The organism is Baaleninema simplex PCC 7105, assembly GCF_000332355.1.
Classification (GTDB): Bacteria; Cyanobacteriota; Cyanobacteriia; order Cyanobacteriales; family Geitlerinemataceae; genus Baaleninema; species Baaleninema simplex.
In genome coordinates this window covers 3055703-3072785 of record NZ_KB235958.1, presented here as the reverse complement: position 1 = coordinate 3072785, position 17083 = coordinate 3055703, and the positions used below count along the sequence as shown (strand labels likewise).

General features: G+C 50.6%; 18 protein-coding genes. 9 read left to right on the top strand and 9 right to left on the bottom strand.

What is annotated here, in order from left to right:
- Positions 1-61: 61 nt before the first annotated feature.
- Positions 62-5395: a S8 family serine peptidase gene (locus GEI7105_RS36095; RefSeq protein WP_017661390.1), complete on the bottom strand. Its 5334-nt coding sequence runs from the start codon at positions 5393-5395 to the stop codon at positions 62-64.
- A gap of 524 nt (positions 5396-5919) precedes the next feature.
- Positions 5920-7005, bottom strand: coding sequence for a 3-isopropylmalate dehydrogenase (gene leuB / locus GEI7105_RS0115695; RefSeq protein ID WP_017661389.1), 1086 nt, complete (start codon positions 7003-7005; stop codon positions 5920-5922).
- 191 nt (positions 7006-7196) lie between these two features.
- On the opposite strand from leuB, the gene GEI7105_RS0115685 reads away from it, so the two are divergent.
- Entirely contained in the window at positions 7197-7979 is a 783-nt protein-coding gene (locus tag GEI7105_RS0115685) for a Uma2 family endonuclease (protein ID WP_026097702.1), read from the top strand.
- Positions 7980-8015: 36 nt separating this feature from the next.
- On the opposite strand, the gene GEI7105_RS38535 is transcribed toward GEI7105_RS0115685, so the two are convergent.
- Together GEI7105_RS38535 and GEI7105_RS0115675 are read right to left on the bottom strand one after the other, a co-directional pair.
- Entirely contained in the window at positions 8016-8183 is a 168-nt protein-coding gene (locus GEI7105_RS38535; protein WP_017661386.1) for a hypothetical protein, read from the bottom strand.
- Between the two features lie 431 nt (positions 8184-8614).
- The gene (locus tag GEI7105_RS0115675) at positions 8615-8800 is read right to left on the bottom strand and encodes a hypothetical protein (protein WP_017661385.1); all 186 of its coding nucleotides are present in this window, start codon (positions 8798-8800) and stop codon (positions 8615-8617) included.
- A gap of 209 nt (positions 8801-9009) precedes the next feature.
- Between GEI7105_RS0115675 and GEI7105_RS0115670 the strand changes: the two genes are divergently transcribed.
- Positions 9010-9573 (top strand): DUF2854 domain-containing protein, encoded by a 564-nt coding sequence (locus tag GEI7105_RS0115670; protein WP_017661384.1) that lies wholly within the window; start codon positions 9010-9012, stop codon positions 9571-9573.
- Positions 9574-9645: 72 nt separating this feature from the next.
- Here GEI7105_RS0115670 and GEI7105_RS0115665 read toward each other — a convergent pair whose 3' ends face one another.
- Positions 9646-9906 (bottom strand): CRR7 family NDH-1 assembly protein, encoded by a 261-nt coding sequence (locus GEI7105_RS0115665; protein ID WP_026097701.1) that lies wholly within the window; start codon positions 9904-9906, stop codon positions 9646-9648.
- Positions 9907-10011: 105 nt separating this feature from the next.
- On the opposite strand from GEI7105_RS0115665, the gene GEI7105_RS0115660 reads away from it, so the two are divergent.
- Positions 10012-10305 carry a hypothetical protein gene (locus GEI7105_RS0115660; protein WP_017661382.1) on the top strand — a complete coding sequence of 98 codons (294 nt, stop codon included), beginning with the start codon at positions 10012-10014 and terminating at the stop codon, positions 10303-10305.
- A 3-nt stretch (positions 10306-10308) separates the two neighbouring features.
- Here the strand turns inward: GEI7105_RS0115660 and GEI7105_RS0115655 are convergent, their stop codons facing one another.
- On the bottom strand, positions 10309-10917 hold the full coding sequence (locus GEI7105_RS0115655) for a class II aldolase/adducin family protein (RefSeq protein ID WP_017661381.1): 609 nt from the start codon (positions 10915-10917) through the stop codon (positions 10309-10311).
- A 281-nt stretch (positions 10918-11198) separates the two neighbouring features.
- Between GEI7105_RS0115655 and rpmI the strand changes: the two genes are divergently transcribed.
- From rpmI to GEI7105_RS0115635, 4 genes are read left to right on the top strand one after another with little or no spacing between them, the layout of a single operon-like run.
- Positions 11199-11399: a 50S ribosomal protein L35 gene (gene rpmI, locus GEI7105_RS0115650; protein WP_026097699.1), complete on the top strand. Its 201-nt coding sequence runs from the start codon at positions 11199-11201 to the stop codon at positions 11397-11399.
- 20 nt (positions 11400-11419) lie between these two features.
- Positions 11420-11770 carry a 50S ribosomal protein L20 gene (gene rplT / locus GEI7105_RS0115645; protein ID WP_017661379.1) on the top strand — a complete coding sequence of 117 codons (351 nt, stop codon included), beginning with the start codon at positions 11420-11422 and terminating at the stop codon, positions 11768-11770.
- Between the two features lie 31 nt (positions 11771-11801).
- The gene (locus GEI7105_RS0115640; RefSeq protein WP_017661378.1) at positions 11802-12620 is read left to right on the top strand and encodes a transporter substrate-binding domain-containing protein; all 819 of its coding nucleotides are present in this window, start codon (positions 11802-11804) and stop codon (positions 12618-12620) included.
- 36 nt (positions 12621-12656) lie between these two features.
- On the top strand, positions 12657-13190 hold the full coding sequence (locus tag GEI7105_RS0115635; RefSeq protein ID WP_017661377.1) for a tetratricopeptide repeat protein: 534 nt from the start codon (positions 12657-12659) through the stop codon (positions 13188-13190).
- 153 nt (positions 13191-13343) lie between these two features.
- Here GEI7105_RS0115635 and GEI7105_RS0115630 read toward each other — a convergent pair whose 3' ends face one another.
- Together GEI7105_RS0115630 and GEI7105_RS0115625 are read right to left on the bottom strand one after the other, a co-directional pair.
- Entirely contained in the window at positions 13344-14048 is a 705-nt protein-coding gene (locus GEI7105_RS0115630) for a hypothetical protein (protein WP_144053828.1), read from the bottom strand.
- Positions 14049-14162: 114 nt separating this feature from the next.
- Positions 14163-15437, bottom strand: a complete 1275-nt coding sequence (locus GEI7105_RS0115625; protein WP_017661375.1) for a glycosyltransferase family protein — start codon at positions 15435-15437, stop codon at positions 14163-14165.
- 289 nt (positions 15438-15726) lie between these two features.
- Between GEI7105_RS0115625 and GEI7105_RS0115620 the strand changes: the two genes are divergently transcribed.
- Entirely contained in the window at positions 15727-16320 is a 594-nt protein-coding gene (locus GEI7105_RS0115620; RefSeq protein ID WP_035493183.1) for a GDSL-type esterase/lipase family protein, read from the top strand.
- Between the two features lie 54 nt (positions 16321-16374).
- Positions 16375-16605: a hypothetical protein gene (locus GEI7105_RS0115615; RefSeq protein WP_017659457.1), complete on the top strand. Its 231-nt coding sequence runs from the start codon at positions 16375-16377 to the stop codon at positions 16603-16605.
- 110 nt (positions 16606-16715) lie between these two features.
- Here the strand turns inward: GEI7105_RS0115615 and GEI7105_RS36090 are convergent, their stop codons facing one another.
- Positions 16716-16916: a hypothetical protein gene (locus GEI7105_RS36090; protein WP_017661373.1), complete on the bottom strand. Its 201-nt coding sequence runs from the start codon at positions 16914-16916 to the stop codon at positions 16716-16718.
- Between the last annotated feature and the right edge of the window lie 167 nt (positions 16917-17083).

Sequence of the window (17083 nt, the reverse complement as noted above, 5' to 3'; positions counted from 1 at the left end):
AAACGAAGTCGTACTGCTATAGATTGTACCCTCTGCATCTCCTGTCAGAGTAACACCAAACTTAGAGAAGAGGGCCTTTGGCACTAAAGCTCGCTTCATACATCATATATTTCCAGTATTCATGAAGAGGATTTAGACTAATTTCGTAAGCGCCCTGAACGGCTTCTTTAAATTTTTGATTGACGGAATTTGGCGGGATATGTAATTCTCCGTTTTCATTGATAGAATTTGGTCGGATAGGAAATACAGCAAGGTGGAGATGGTGTGTGAAATGTGTATTTGGAGAATCTTCTCCGGAATCCTTAATATCTTTGCCAAGGGGACTACCAGGGAAAACCCTTTGTCCTTTTTCAACATTTACTTCTCCAAAATGGCCATACCACCAACGTCGTCCTGTTTGTTTTTCCTCAAAATTTACCTCGTCTACTGCAACCCATCGTCCTGAGTTGGCGCCTGCATCTATCACTGTAGAAACATATCCATACGTTAGGGAATGAATTAAATCACCCGGCTTGGTCTCGATGTCAATGCCAGTGTGAGAATTGTTACCCCCCAAAATTTTTGAATTTGACCAATATCCATAGTCTTTTGCATAACCAGCGTTTACGTTACCTGAGTTCTCTTGGCGCTTAGGAATCAGGAAATCTAGCATATCTTCATAAACCTTCTTCTGATCTTCACTAATGTACAGCCAACCTTTTTTGGACAGCCAATCTTTTTCTTCCCCTGAATAACGGTAATCAGTATAATCCCCAAATTGACCAGCATCTCCAGTTCGTTCATTCCATTCTTCAGAACTCATGGAATCCAATTCAAGGTAATGTTTTTTGCTTTCTTTTAATATATGTATCTGCTCCTCTAATACTTGCTTTTCTTTTTCGATTTCATCGACAATTTTGCTTAGCCTATCAATCTCTCTGTCGTTGATATATTTTTGTTCATTTAATTGTTTGATTTTATTTCTATGAAGCCAACGTGAAATAAAGTTTTCTTCTATTTTTTGCAGTTTTTGAAATATTAATTGATTTTCGTCTGTTAGTGCTTTCATATCTTCTTGAGTGATTGTGTGATCTCGTTCGGCCTGTTGTTTTCGATATTCTAATTCTCTGAGTTTATATAAGAGTCCTCCACCTCCAACACCTCCAGTACGAATCAAAGAACCTTTCCCACTTTCAGTTACTGGAGTTGGCTCAACTGGATTCCGCCGAGCTTCTTCCTGTGCCTGCAATGAACTCGACTGATTGGTATTGCTGGAATATTTATAAACCACAAACTTTTGACCGTTCCAAACAATGCGACCATGCTCGAAATATTGATTAATAAATCCACCCCGATCCTGTAACTCACTGGTGGCACTTCCCAGGAAAGAATATTTAGCCGCAATATTCGCAAAGCGATCGGAAAAATTGTTGTTTGGAGTATTTGAAGGCGGCGTTGCAGGAGTTTGAGGAGGAGTTTGAGAAGTTTGCGAACTACCTGAAGAAGGATTCACCCCTGGGTCAGCAGCCGTCCCGTATTGATAAGCTGTAGGCTGACCCTGACTAGGATTGTAGTAGATACCACCATTTTCAAAAAGCTGGTGTCGATAGCCGTTGGAATCGATAAACTCTTCCCCAATGGGTAAGCCAACTATATTGCCAGTAAATCCATACCAATCGGCAATTTTATCGAAGAGGGCAAAGTTCCCCTGTGGGCTTGAAACAACTCGACCGCGATCGAATTTTTGGACAACGCTACCGCGAGAGCTATTGTACTGATTAGCCGTTGGGTTTCCTAGCTTGGCGCGATTTTGTTGATAGATTGGATAAATCGGCGTTTCTACGATATATCCTCCGATTTGAACCGAGTTAGACTGGCTCGTGTTCGTCGGGGTCGCTACATTTTCAGCGCTAATCCGCAGTCTGTAGCTCGTATTGTCTCCATCATTATCTTGTTTGACTCGGATGTAATACGTTCCAGGCTCTAGAACTTCAGAAATGCGTTCGTCTCGACTTCCGCCATTCTCTGACTCTTCAATTGTCGAATAGCTAGAGTTATAGAGTTTCAGGTTAGCATCATCAGACATTCCATATAGTTCGATTTCAACGCGCTTACGCGAATCAATCCGGAATTTGTAGTAATCCTTGGTATCGCGATCGCTAACCCAGCCACTATTACCACTTTGTGAACCACTAATTGTCCCTAGATCGATTGCGGTTGCAAATTTATTACCGGATGAACTCATCGAACTTCCAGAACTGGAACTACCCGATCCCAAGTTCTCGACATCTGGCTCACCCGAGATAGCGGTATCAGCAACCCAGTAATTTGTTCCTTTAATGCGATACCAGTACTTAATTTTAGAGCTAACAGTATCGTGTTCCCATGCGTCGAACTGCAAAGTTGCTCCCTTACGTGTACCAGCATCTTTCATGGCTTGGATCGAATCACTGGGAGAAACTTCACGATTCGGAGCTAGATACACTGTCGCATAATCCGCTCCAGAATCAACAGTGCCACTAAACGAAGCCGACTTCGCCGCTCGCTCGCTGGCTGTCACCTTACCTTCTCCGCCCCAAGTATTTGGAATCAAGAATTCCGCAGGATCGTATTCCTCCGGCTTCGTCGCCTTCGCCAACAACACCGCCGCCGTCATATTCACCAATCCCGCACCCGTCTCCAAATCGCGACCCGTAGCACCCAAATCCGTCGCGGTATCCTTAACAATCTCAATCACCTGGCGATAACTCAACTCAGGATTCGCCGCCCAAACTTGAGACACTGCTCCCGTGACTTTCGCCGTCGCCACCGAAGACCCCGCCATCGTCCCCAAACCGTCACCCGTCAGCGACAGTTCGGGATTCTCCGGCGTTCCCCCATAAGCCATCACGTCCAAACCACGACCGTAACTCGAATATTCCGTGCGTCCAGCACCTTTCCAAACCGAGGTATCCGGGTCGAACTGTTCGGCGGCTCCCACGGTGAGAATATTGTCAAACTCCTGGGAAGCCTGTCCCAACACCGACATCACATCGGCGTTGTTCCCCGCCGCCACCACCAGCAACACGCCGTTTTGACGAGCGTATTCAATGGCTTCTCGCTCCTGGGGCGTAAACTCGTAGCGAGTCGTCACGTTTCCGTCCGCGTCCACCTGGGTTAAATCAAAACTCAGGTTCGCCACCGCATTCGGCTGATCGGACTCCTTGGCGTGATCTACAAATTCCACTAACGACTCGGCCCACTTCCCAGAACCGACCGCTCGACCGACCCAAATCGGCGCATCGTCGTTAATTCCGTCAATTCCTTCGCCGTTATCCTGTTCGGCGGCGATAATTCCTAAAATGTGGGTTCCGTGTTCGTTTCCTTCACCTTCGCTGACGAACGGATTGTCATCACCATCGACGACATCTGTTCCTTGCGTGATGTTGTCATCGTTGAGGTCGGGATTGTTCGCTGCAAATCCCGTATCGATAACCCCGATATCGGGTTGGTCTTCCTTCGGAAACTCAGGTTCGGAGGAATTGCTACCTTGATTCTCTTCAACCGCGTCAACCGTCTCGGTGACTTCTAGCTGGCTCTCGTTGACTGCTTCCACTTCCGTCACCGACTCTTCGACAACATCCGTCGTGTCGCTGTTGTCTGCGGGTTCGGTGGTTGAGTTTTCCGTTTCCTCAACCGTCTCCGTTACTTCAACTTCAGTGTCCGAAACAGTTTCCTCAACGGTTTCTGATGTGTCTACAACTGGACGAGACACCTCGGCTTCGGACTCGGTTTCTTCAACCGCAGTTTCCTCAACAACTGCTTCGCTGTCTACCTCTTCTTCTGTCACCACGGACTCGTCGCTATTTTCAGCAGTCGTCTCCGAGGTTTCTTCAGCGGTTTCGTCAACGGTGGCGTCTTCTCCCTCTTCGGTGACATCGAGTTCGGTTTCAACTGCTTCGGTCAAGTCAATTTGAACCGGGTCGGGGGTGATGTAGGGTTCGGAATAGGCCAGTAATGCTTTCCCCATGTCCTCGGTTCGCCAGTCGTTGTTGCTGTTGATGACGTTACCGATGTAGGTGGCTTGACCTTTCGCGCCGCGAATTTGGAAAATTAGGTCGTTGTAATCTTTATCGCTACTTCCATCGGCTCGCATATCTTCCATGACGAAGGTGTTTCCATCCCCGGTCACGTCTGCAATCTGACCGATGTGGAACTCGTCATCTGGGTTGGCGGTAGAGAGCGAAAACAGCGGTCGTTTGGTTCCCCCAATTTCGGGATTGTTCGCCACTTCCGAAACGCGACCGTTGGGAACCAACATGACGCCGAATTTCTCTCCGGCTTTCATGTTGACGGTCTTCACACCCTTGTAGCTACCGGAGTTCCAGTCTTCTCCTCCTTCGAGGGAACCGTTGAAACGCGCACCTTCGCTGGGGTCGCTGATGACAATATGTCCGAGTTCGGAGTTGCTGGAGGCTCGATTGGCGGCTTCGGCGATGAAGTCTTCGACGGTTTCAAATTCCAGTTTGTCTAAACCCGCAAGGCTGAAAATGGCCACTTCGCCGCGATATTTCCCGCCGTCGTAGAGGAAGTCTACGCCGACTTCTCCGCTTTCTCCGACGGTGAAGACGCCAGAGTTGAAGGCGGGAAGCTCGTATTTGGGAGTTTCGTCGAGAATCTCTTCGTCTTCTTGGTCGAGTTCTTCGTCTTCTGCGACGGTTTCTTCGTCTGCTTCTTCGTCTGCTTCTTCGTTGTCTTCTGCGACGGGTTCTTGGGAGGTTTCGTTTTCTACGCTGTCATCTTTTGAAGTGTCTGATTCTTCGGCGACGGGTTCTTCGTTCGCATCATCTTCTGAAGATTCAGATTCTTCGGCGACGGTTTCTTCAGATGTTTCGTCGTCTGTGGAGGATTCAGATTCTTCGGCGACGGTTTCTTCAGAGGTTTCGTCTTGGCTCGATTCTTCTTCGGCTACGACTTCTTCGGTGGCGTCGTCTTCAACCTCGTCTTCGGTGGTGGTTTCGGCGGCGACGGGTTCTTCAGCGGTGACGTCTGGGGTGTCTTCGTTTTCTGTCTCGTCTCCGACGAAGGGTATGTCTTCGCCGATGTCTTCGTCGGAGATGTGGCTGGCGTCGGTGGTGTCTAAAGTGTCGCTGCTATCTTCGGTATTGCTAGTTTCTTCGGGGTCGCTGGTGTCTTCGGTGTTGCTAGTTTCTTCGGGGTCTGTTGAATCGATCGCCTCTGCTTCTTCTGTATTTTCACTGAGGTCTTCTAGGTCGTCAATTGGCGAAACTTCGATCGCATCGCCGTCATCTCCACCATCGACTAAACCGCTCGGCGTATAGATGGGTTCGAGGATAAAGGTTTGCGCGTTCTCTTCAGCTTTATGTTGCTTCTTGACGCGGGTTTGGAACCATTTGGTGAAAATGGAAGAACTCATGATTTAGATGCTCCTGATGGCTGGAGAGAACGCGCTATGGTGATTATGAGAGATTGACGAGATGCGATCGCTTATGCTATTTACGTATTTATTTACGTTAAATTACTTAAGTTTGACGAACCGATATTGATTCGATATGTACTTCAAGTTGATTCCAAATTAGCCGATCGCACCCGATTTGTCTGTGAATTTTCGGTAAAGCGATCGCGCTACATCCGTGGATTTACTGAAGAGTCTATCCTCCCTAATTAACTCGGTCAAAAATGACGATTTTTACGGGAATGGCATCGTAAATTTACATTTTTTAACAAATAAAACGTAAGATTCAACGGTGCGATCGCTGGAATTTTGAAGCCTAAATTCCGCGAAAACTTCATGGAGACAGAAATACAGCCCAAGTCCGATCGCCCCTTTCGTATCGCTTCACAGAATCTTTAAAAAACCACGACAAAACCCCGGCTTCTCCAAGAAACCGGGGTTGTAACCAGAAGTCAGTATTTTTTCAGGCGAGAACGCCGAAAATCCTACTCTTCCAACGCCGCCATCAACGCATCGGACATTTCCTGACATCCGACGAGTTTCATCCCCTCAGACATAATGTCCCCAGTGCGATACCCGCGATCGAGTACCGTCATAACGGCTTTCTCGATGCGATCGGCAGCCTGCGCTTGGTCGAGATCGTAACGCAACATCATCGCCGCACTGAGAACCTGCGCCAACGGATTCGCCTTATCCTGCCCCGCAATATCCGGGGCGGAACCGTGAACGGGTTCGTACACCCCCGGGCCGTCTGCACCCAGACTCGCCGAGGGTAACATCCCGATACTTCCGGTTAACATCGCCGCTGCGTCGGAGAGAATGTCGCCGAAGAGGTTCCCCGTAACGATGGTATCGAACTGTTTCGGGGCGCGAACCAACTGCATCGCGGCGTTGTCCACGTAGAGATGGGACAGTTCTACATCGGGATACTGCGAGGACATGGCGGTGATGCGATCGCGCCACAGTTGCGACACTTCCAAAACGTTGGCTTTGTCCACCGAACACAGCTTACCGCCCCGTTTCTGAGCGGTTTCAAAGGCCACTTTCCCGATGCGATCGATCTCCGAGTCGGTATACGCCATCGTGTTGACGCCGCGTTTTTCCCCAGTCTCGGTTTCAAACACGCCCTTGGGTTGACCGAAGTACACGCCTCCCGTCAGTTCCCGAACCACCATAATATCCACGCCTTCGACGATTTCCCGTTTCAACGTGGACGCATCGATGAGTTGGGGCAGAATCGTAGCGGGGCGCAGGTTCGCAAACAAGCCCAAACCCGCCCGCAAGCCTAACAATCCCGTTTCCGGGCGTTGGTGGCGAGGCAGGTTATCCCATTTGTAACCGCCGATCGCTGCCAGCAGCACCGAGTCACTGTTGCGGCAGAGTTCTAGGGTTTCTTCGGGAAGCGGGTTTCCCGTGGCGTCGATGGCAGCACCCCCGACTAATCCTTCTTGAAACGTTAGTTTGAAGCCGAACTGGTTCCCAACTACTGTCAACGCATCGACGGCGACGGGGATAATTTCAGGGCCGATACCATCGCCCGGTAACAGAGTAATGCGGTACTGCTGAGCCATAGGAATTTAATTTCGATTCAGTTTCGAGTTTTTTTACGACGCGCCACGAACAGTTCAACCCTCAAGTTTGGTGCTTTTGTGGTTTGCTGTGCGATCGCGATCGGAAATTCTTGCAAGTTTATAATCTTATCAAAGTGCCTCCCAGCGCGATCGCCCCATCTCGATGTTGCTGTGCCAACGGAGTTTTCTCGATGATTCAATACGATCCCCCCCGTTCGCCACGGGAAACGCTCCCGACGATGTACGATCTGCCTAGCGAGTTTCCTGACGAGCCAGGTTTGCCCGATACGTTTCACTACGACCAACCCCATTTACTCGACGCGACGTTTCAACCGCCGAACTGGGAAAGCGATCGCATCTTCTCGGGAGGCGATTTAAATCTCTACTACGACGTGACGCATCCGCTTTGGCACAAACGCCCGGATTGGTTTGCTGCGGTGGGGGTACCGCGATTGTACGACGGACGAGATTTGCGGTTGAGTTACGTTTGTTGGCAAGAACCCGCCTATCCGTTTGTGGTGGTGGAATTGCTCTCGCCGGGAACGGAGGACGAGGATTTGGGACAAACCACGCCGCAACCGGGAAAACCGCCCACGAAATGGCAGGTGTACGAGCAAATTTTGCGCGTTCCCTATTACGCGGTGTTCAGTCGCTATACTGACGAATTGCGAGTTTTTCGGCTCGAAGGCGGACGTTACGAACCCGTCGAACTCGTGGCGGGACGGGTGGAAATACCGGAAATCGAGCTAAGTTTGGGACTGTGGCGGGGAAGCTATCGAAGGTGCGATCGCCTGTGGTTGCGGTGGTTGACTCGCGATGGAGCGTTAATTCCCTCGCCCTCAGAACAGGCGATAACCGCAGAACGACGGGCAACGGAAGCAGAACGACGGGCAACGGAGGCAGAACGAAAAGCCGAACGTTTGGCAGCCAAGTTGAAAGAGTTGGGGATCGATCCCGAAACGCTAGAGGGTTGACTTTTTGATGTATTTATGATACGAAAAACACTATTTTTAGCTTTGGGAAGCTGAGACGAACAATCGTTTCGATCGCACTTTACAAACTCGTTCCCATTGCGGGTGAAACAGCAAGTTCCAGAATACTTCGTTGACAAAATATCCCAGTTCGACAGTTTGGCGTTGGGGTTGACTGGCGACGGGAAAAACTTTTTTCTCAGACATGGTTCGTGACTCCAAATACAACAGCGTATTAACGTAAACAACAGCGTGCAAAAGAGCGGTTCCAGAAATTCGGAACGTTCTTTAACATTTCAGAAGAAAGAGTTACAGAAGTCCGAGTCCTAGCACGTCCATCTCAGATGTATCGTTGCGAGACGACTGGCTAGAATCTTGGGAAGAATTGACGTTGTCCCTAGGGGAATTCGAGAATTGCAGTAAACTTGTAAAGCAATATGCGAGCGTTTCCATCAGCTGTAGCACTCCTGAGTTCGATAGGTTCAGTAAACGCGATCTCTGATGGAAACGGACGATCGCCCCCGACGCTATTTCAACTGTCACGTACAGACAGGAGGCGAAAGGGGCGATTTCTAGGAAATTCGGTGGCGATGAGGAGACAGTTCGCGAACTGGCGGCTTCAGAATTGACGATTCGCCTCAGCCGTCGGAATCAGAATCGGGAAAGGTGCGTTTGAACTCTTCGATTAACTCGTCCATCTCTTCCAACGCTTGATTGACATCGATGCGAAGCGTTCCGAGATCGGGACGTTCGAGTAAGTCGAGTAAAACGTCTCGCTTGCTTTCAATGAGATCGATTTGGGCGCGGATTGCAGTCGTATCCATGCTTAGCGTGCCTTTGGCGACGGGTGTTCGCGGTTATTTTAACAATTCTTCAAGCGATCGCGTCCAAGACTTCTCACCACGGAGACACAGAGGACACAGAGAGGAGGAGTTTGGCTTGAGTTGAAACGGAGACGGCGATCGCGCGACAATCTCAAAACGCGACAATCGCGCAAACGAAGTTCACTCGACGCTTTTACGGCTTTTTACCCATGATTCCCTCGTTTCTCCGTCAAACCTCCCTCGCCGCGATCGCCCTCATCGCGGGGGGGGCGATTACCGTCATCGGCTTCGGGGCGTACTTTTCTGGAAACGCCACCCTCAACCTGGCGGGATTCTTCTACGGAATTCCCATTCTCCTCATCGGTTTGGCCCTCAAATCCGCCGAACTTCCTCCGATTCCCGTGACTCAGGAAACTCCCCCAGAGGTTCTCAAACTGCGAGAGGAACAAGCCACCGACACCCAAAACCAAATCCGCAACGACGTGACTCGCTATCGCTACGCCGAACGCGCACATCTCCTCGAAACCCTGGAACACCTGGGACTCAGCCCCAACGACAAAGAACGCCCCGTTCTCGAAGGACTCCGCGAAGAAGCTGTCGATGGGGCGTATGCGTTAATTCTGGAGTTCGACTCCCCCCGCATTTCTCTCGAAACCTGGAAGGGTAAATGCGACGATATGACCACCTTTTTCGGACCCGGCGTGCGCGTGGAAGTTCAGCAGCCGGACGAAGATTTTATCGACGTGGCGTTGATTTCCGACGCCAAAGCGTAGGGTGCGTGACTTGACAAATAGGGTGTGAATCCTTATACCGAGAACTCGTCACGCACCGACAAGGTACTGGGTTTATTTTTCCAGGCGAATCGCGTACCACTGGAGGAACTCACCGGGATTCATATCGAGATCGCAGGTGTTAGCGATGAGGTAACGCACGCGATCGTCGAGATCGTCGATTTTTTGCAAGTCTCGGGGGAGTTCCTCGATCGCCCGACTCTCCACGATCGCCCTCAGTTTGGCGAATAGTTCCTCAGCCGTTAAAATCTGTTCGGGTTGGTTGGTTTCGAGGACGACGTAGTGATCCTCGGAATACATTGAAGCAGCGCCCATAGCAATCTTTTCTCGTCCTGTTCTAATTTATTTCACTGTAGCGAAAATCGCGTTTTTCCGAAAAACTCGAAACGCTAGAACAGATCCGAAAATACTGTTGAATCTATGAGAGTTACCATCAAAGACAGCGTGTTGTACGTCTACAAAGACGACGTTCCTGGGTATAAGAAACGCGGTTCAGTTACCCGAAACAGCTATTTTTGGGCGTTGAGATCGATCGCCGATCGCGCCCCGAGAGACGAAGATTGGGAATTCGAGCGATCGGTATGGATTGCACTCTGTCGGATGCTGTTGTCCTTCGCCGAAAGCGGCTACCTCGGGGCTTACGAAACCCTCCTCGAATTCCCCGACGGTGCGACAATTCCCGACGAACTCCGCGCCTGTTCCACATTGCTTTAAAAATCAATGCAATTCCTGAAAGTGGCGCAACAACACCTCACCCGCTTCGTCTAAATCCCGTCCGAAGCTGATGACGCCATCTTCGTGACCCGCCATCACCAAAATTTTCGCCCCGTCTAACCCTTCCTCGTCGAACAGGCGAAACATCTCCTTCGCCATCTCTGGCGTTCCGTAAGGAACCTCGGGGCGCGTAGTGGGAACGCGATACAGCAGGAATTTCCAGAATTGCGGGTGGTGGATGTGGAGAATCGCGCGAATCTCGGGACGTTTGCGGTAAATCGCCGCGTGGGTGAGGGATTCTGAGGAAGCTTTAATCGGACCGCGACAGACGAGGGTATTGGCTTCCAAGTCGAAGGCGGTGACGCGGGTATATCCCTGCACGTCGAGGTGGGGGAGATGGCCGGTTTGGGTGCCGGAAATGGCGAATTCAAGGGAGTCGTCGAGGCGGAGACTGGCGTTTCCGTAGCCGATTCCGTTATCGTAAGTGCCGATGAGTCCCGATTCGTAAAGGCGATCGCGCCACTGCATCAACGGCGCCAGAAGTTTCTCCGCTAAGGGTTCGGCGGTTTGCCAATCGCAGTGATATTTGATGACGCCTTCGTCAAAAATCATCGATCGTCGGTGTTGCGTAGGGTTTGACAGTACGATTTGACCGACCTTCGGTCGAGGGAACAGGGAACCGTAAGGGATTTGGGTTAGGTGCGATCGTTAAGTTGCCGGTTCGTTGCCTCAACCTGCATGATGCTCTGTCGCCCATTCCCTGTTGGTTTTAATGTACCAGAGTTGGTCGGTTTGGAAACGGCCGCTCGGAAACGGTTTTCATCGATCAAATCGATTGCGTAGATAAGATCGATCGCGATATGATAGGATGCTGTGTCAAAATTTATGCGACCATGCCCAAACTGAAAACGCGCAAAGCCGCAGCCAAGCGGTTCAAGGCAACCGGTAGCGGCAAAAAAATTATGCGCCGCAAAGCCTTCAAAAATCACTTGCTCCAACACAAAAGCACCAAACGCAAACGCAACCTGAGCAACAAAGCCGTCGTGGACGAACGCGACGCCCAAAACGTGCGCGATATGCTGCCGTATTTGTAAACCAATAGGAGAATTCCTCAATGAGTCGAGTTAAACGCGGGAACGTCGCCCGAAAACGCCGTAAAAAAATCTTAAAACTTGCCAAGGGCTTTCGAGGCTCTCACTCGAGAAACTTTCGCACGGCCAACCAGCAGGTGATGAAAGCCCTGCGGAACGCCTACCGCGATCGCCGCAGACGCAAACGGGATTTCCGCCGCTTGTGGATTACACGCATCAACGCCGCAGCCCGTCAAAACGGCATCAGCTACTCTCAACTAACTGGGAAGCTCAAAGCGACCAACGTGGAAATCAACCGTAAAATGCTGGCACAATTGGCAGTTCTCGATCCCGAGGGATTTGCCAAAGTCGTCGAAGTGGCCAAAGGTGCGTAGGTTTACGCCCATTCGATAGAGGCTTCACCACATGAAGCGTCAGCGACTTTTGAGACGATTTCGTCAAACAGTGCGCCTTGGTGTCAGTCTGGGTTTAATTCTCGGACTGAGCGCGATCGGGGCGCATTCGTTTGTCGCCCGTTCTGCGGTAGCGGCACCGCTGTCGGAAATTCGCGATCGCGGCTATCTGGCGATCGCCGTTAAAGACAACCTGCGCCCGCTGGGGTTTCGCGACGAAACGGGACAGCTACAAGGTTTAGAAATCGACATCGCCAGACGGTTAGCCGAGGAGATTCTCGGCGACGCCAACGCCGTGGAATTGATTCCCGTATCGAATCGCGATCGCCTCGCTTGGGTCATAGAAGACGAAGTGGATTTAGCGATCGCCCAAGTTACGCAAACCTTGTCTCGCGAACGTTTGGTCTCTTTCAGCTTGCCCTACTACCTCGACGGAACCGCGATCGTCACCCGAAACCCAGAAATTCGTCAACTTTCGGACTTGCGCGATCGTCGCATCGTTCTGTTGCACGGTTCGAGTGCGGTTCCCCTTTTGCGTTACTATCTTCCCTCCGCCAGACTCGTCGGCGTCGAAAGTTACCAAGAAGCGTTGCGCTTACTCGAAGCCGATCGCGCCACTGCCTTCGCGGGCGATCGTAGCGTCTTAGCTGGGTGGGTACAAAACTATCCCCACTACCGGCTTTTGTCGGAAGTGCTATCCGCCGAACCCTTGGGGGTCGTGATGCCGAAAGGATTGCAGTATGATGAGTTGCGACAGCAGGTGAACGCGGCGATCGCCCGTTGGCGTGCTGAAGGTTGGCTGGCAGAACGTGCGGCCATCTGGGGATTGTAGAGCCTCAGTGTACATTTATCGTTCGTTTTCGGTGCTATGGACAGTAATCTCCCACTGTTATACTTATCTGTACTGATCGTCTTGTTACTGGTTTCAGGTTGGTTTATCGTCCGTCAAGTTGTCAGAACGCGACGGATCGAAAAGACCCTGTCTCAACTGCAAAAGCGCGTTCGAGGCAAAGATGCCACGGCCAAAGATTTTTACGAACTCGGCGGTTTGCTCTTAGATAAAAAACTCTATTCTCAAGCAGTCGTTCAGCTTCAAAAAGCTTTAAAATCCAAAGATTTGAAAGAAGAAGAAAACAAAGCTCTCGTGTATAACGCCTTGGGATACGCTTACGCCGCACAAGAACAGTACGATTTAGCAATTCGTCAGTATAAAGATGCTTTAAGTTTACAGCCCGAATACGTCACGGCGTTAAACAATTTAGGGTTTGCTTACGAGAAGAAAAATTTAGACGCCCAAGCATTAGATGCTTACGAAGCTGTTTTAAAATACGATTCTAAGAACAAAGTCGCCAAAAAACGGAGCGAGTCACTTCGCAAACGACTGCCGATTGCATCGTCGTAATTGTCCGATTTTCCAAGTAAAAAAATCAATTTGAATCTGGGTCGGTTGGGCAATGCCCACCACCCCTTTCAAGATGTTTTACGAGTCGATTGGCTTTCAGGAATCTTAATTCCAAGAAATTGGGGGAAAGGTGGGCCTCGCCCACTACAACCCTTAATTTTCTTCGTCTTCGGGATAAAACCGAACCGATAAAATTACCGAATCTTCCGTAATGCGAGCGCTCACGTTCGGTTCGATCGCCTTGGCAATAAAATTAACCGCCTCGACGCTTAAATCGGTTTCCTCGGCGATCTGTTCGTCTAATCCCGTATCTGAGAGAAAATCCTGTAAGCTTTTTTGATTGAAAATCGTTAGCTGCGTATCGACAATTTGATTGACGAGTCCGCCCAAATCGTTACTTTCAAAAAACGGAACGTCAACTCGGACTTGAGTTTCTCCCGCTCGTAAATTCAACGCACCGTGGGTAAGATCGGCGAATACAGTCTGAGACACCTCAAAATCGACCAGTCCCACCACAGGATAGTCGATCGCCAGATTACCTCGAATCCGAACCCCCTCGTCGATGAGTTGGTAGCGTAAGTTTTCAATAACGAGCGGAACGTTTTCGTTATCGTTAACTTGCTGCTTGGCAACGTCGAGAAATTTATACAGTCGCAGTTTTTCATCGAGACAAGCTGGTGGAAACTCCACTTCGAGAATTCGTTCGTCTTCAATGCGATCGACCAGTTCGCAGTCAGATAACTCGTCGAGGAGAATTTGGGTGGGGGTTGGGGTTTGGCTGTCGCCGCGATGTCCCCATCCCCACATCAATAGGAGAGTTAGTGCGAATCCTAGCAACCACCCGACACTTCGTTTCATATTTGTTGGAAAAATCGAACCCGTTTCACGCCGTTAGCCTTCACCGATCTTATACGAGTGCAGACGTTGAAATCCGGTGAAAGTGCCGGGTTGCCATTTCTCGCCATACGAGGCTCAAGCAGTCGGAACTAAGCCGTTGGTATGCGTTTCGTTGAATTCTGGTACGACGGGAACCACCGCAGATAACGCCTCTCGCGCGTCGGTTTCGGCGGCCGCTTGCAGTTGCTCTCTGAGGTCGGGCATTACCGCTAAAGCTCGCGTCCAGTCGGGAATTTGAGCGCCTGCGGGGTTCAGGAAATACTCTTCTCCCGCTTCTAAGATAACCTGCTCGAACACTTCGACGATGACTTCTTCCCGATGGCGATCGTAGGGGAGGTTATTGAACACTGCATCGACGAAGTACTGACGGGTAAAGTCTTGGGCTTCGCGACGGAACTTCACTCGTAAAGCCCGAATGTGATCCATTGAAATCACCACCTGTTCGGTTTCGGTGAGGGTTCGCAACACGGATTTTAGAATGTCGCGACACATTTTTTGCAGTCCCTCTTGGCTCGATTGACCCAGGGATTGGTGTTTGTGGTCGAAAATGCCTAAATCGACTTGAGAAATCCGTTTTTGGGCGACGCTACGATACACTTCCGCCAGCATTCCGATTTCGAGACCCCAGTTACCGGGAATGCGCGTCGTCAAGGCTAAATCGCTGGTGAGGGCGAATTCGCCAGATAGGGGATAGCGGAACGCACTGAGGTAACGCAGGTAATCTCGATAGCCGAAGAGTTCGGTTAGAGCCGTCAGCAGCGGCGTTACGAACAAGCGAGCGACTCGCCCGTTGAGACTGCGGGTTTCGTTCCCGAGTCTGGCGTAATAGGCTTTGTTAAAGGCGATGCCGCATTCTTTGTCGAGGAGGGGAAACAGCAGTTTGAGGGGATACGATCGATCGTAGGTGGTGATGTCGGCATCGTGAAGGGCGATCGCATCGGCGGTGAGGGACGCTACGCCCAACCCCAGCCAGACGGCTTGTCCTTTACCTTTGAATTTTAATAAGTCCAAACCGCGATCGCGTAGGGCTTCGAGGATCGAGGTCACGCGCGCGCCGTTTTCCCAAATCACTAGGGTTTGTTGCGGTAAAACGCTAAAAAATTGGACGGCTTTTCGATACTGCTCGAGGGATTTCGCATAGAGGGAAACGACTACGGTTTTGACGAAGTGACAGTGGCGTAGGCGATCGCGGATTTGCGTTAACGCCGGTCGTTCGAGTTCTTCGTAGAGGGCGGGAATCAAAACGGCCGTCGGAAACTGTTCGCTCAACTGAAGCGTTCGTGCTTCCAGGGCGTCCAGATCGCAGCCGAAATCGTGAATCGTCGTAACGATCTCTTGTTTGTAATCCATCTTAATTAAGGTAATTCGAGGTTATTACAAAATCTAATATAAAATTAATCTAAAATTCTCGGTGTCAGCATTTATACCGACTGCGATCGCCGGTTTTTCGCGGCGGGTTTGTTGCCGCTCGACTCATTAGACTTGACAAAATAACGAAAATAATATAATAAACTTTATTGCTTGACGGCTCGGACGACTGTTACCCGAACTTCGCGATCGCGCCATCAGTATATCGAGTCGGGTTTCCGATCGAGAGAAATTGTTACGTTTGGGCGATCGAGTCAAACCCCACTTTTCCATGAATTCTGATATCCGAATTGGTTTTGTTGGCGATTCTTTCGTTCTCGGAACGGGAGACGAAAAGAGTTTGGGATGGGTGGGACGGGTGTGCGCCGACGCCTGCCGACAGGGATACGACGTAACCGGATACAATTTAGGAATTCGCCGAGATACCAGTCGCGATATTTTGCAGCGATGGCGAGACGAATGCGATCGCCGACTTCCCCAACACAGCGACGCTCGCGTAGTTTTTTCTTTCGGTACGAACGACACGGCGATCGAAGCGGGAAAACCTCGCGTTTCCGCCTCCGAATCGCGCGAGAATACTGTCGAGATTTTAACAGCAGCCAAACAACGCTATCCCACCCTTTTTATCAGTCCGCCTCCCGCGATCGATCGCGCCCAAAACCAGCGAATTTTCGAGCTGACTCGCGACATTTCACAGCTTTGTTCGAGGCTCGAGATTCCGTATATCGACGTGCATTCCGTCCTCTTAGCCGATCGAAACTATCATTGCGAGGTCGCCGAAACCGATGGTAGCCATCCTCGCCGTCGAGGATATCGCCAAAGGGTGCATCCCAGTTATGCAATAAGCAAAAATGCTTACCCTTAAAGAGCAGCATAAGAGCTAAGCTTTGGGCAGTTCATAACGAAACCGGTCAGACCCATGGATGCATCTAAGCAAGCCCGCCTCAAAGAACTCACTCAGGAGTTAGCCGAATTGCTCTACGAAGAGACGGCTCCAGAAGCCGTCAAGAGCTTGGAAGGGATAGAGAAAGCAGTGCGTGGGCATTGGCTAGAGCATGTCGGGCCAGAAATCGGTCTTTTTTTATCCGCACAAGTAGCGGCACAACGCGGGGACGACAGCGGGCAGTCGCCAGCATCGTCGGACGGCTAAGCATCAGCGAGCAGCAAGGTCAGCGCTTAGGGCTCAAAGCTCAGACCCGTTGGAGTCCCTATTTAGAGAAATGCTGTCTGCTCCTGAGTGCCAACGAATCCTACCAGCATTCAGCCGATGATCTGGGTGTGCTCACGGGTGTGAGCGTCTCCAAAAGTACTCAGCAGCGGCTCGTCCATCGCCAAGACTTCGAGCCAGAGATTGCCGATTGCGGCATCAAGGAGATGAGTATTGACGGGGGGAAAGTGCGCCTGCGCACCCCCAAGGGTGAGCCGAGCCAGTGGCGTGACTACAAGGGAGTGAACCTGCATCAGTGCAGTGTCGCTGCGTTCTTTCGAGATCGCGAGGGCTTAGTTGGGGCTTGCTGAAAAGAAGTGAAAAGCTTACGACGTAAGGCTTAGAGGAGTCTTGACGTGGCTTCGAGAACCCGAAAAAGAGGTAAAATTGGAAATTCCCGTGCATCCGGCAAGAAAAAATG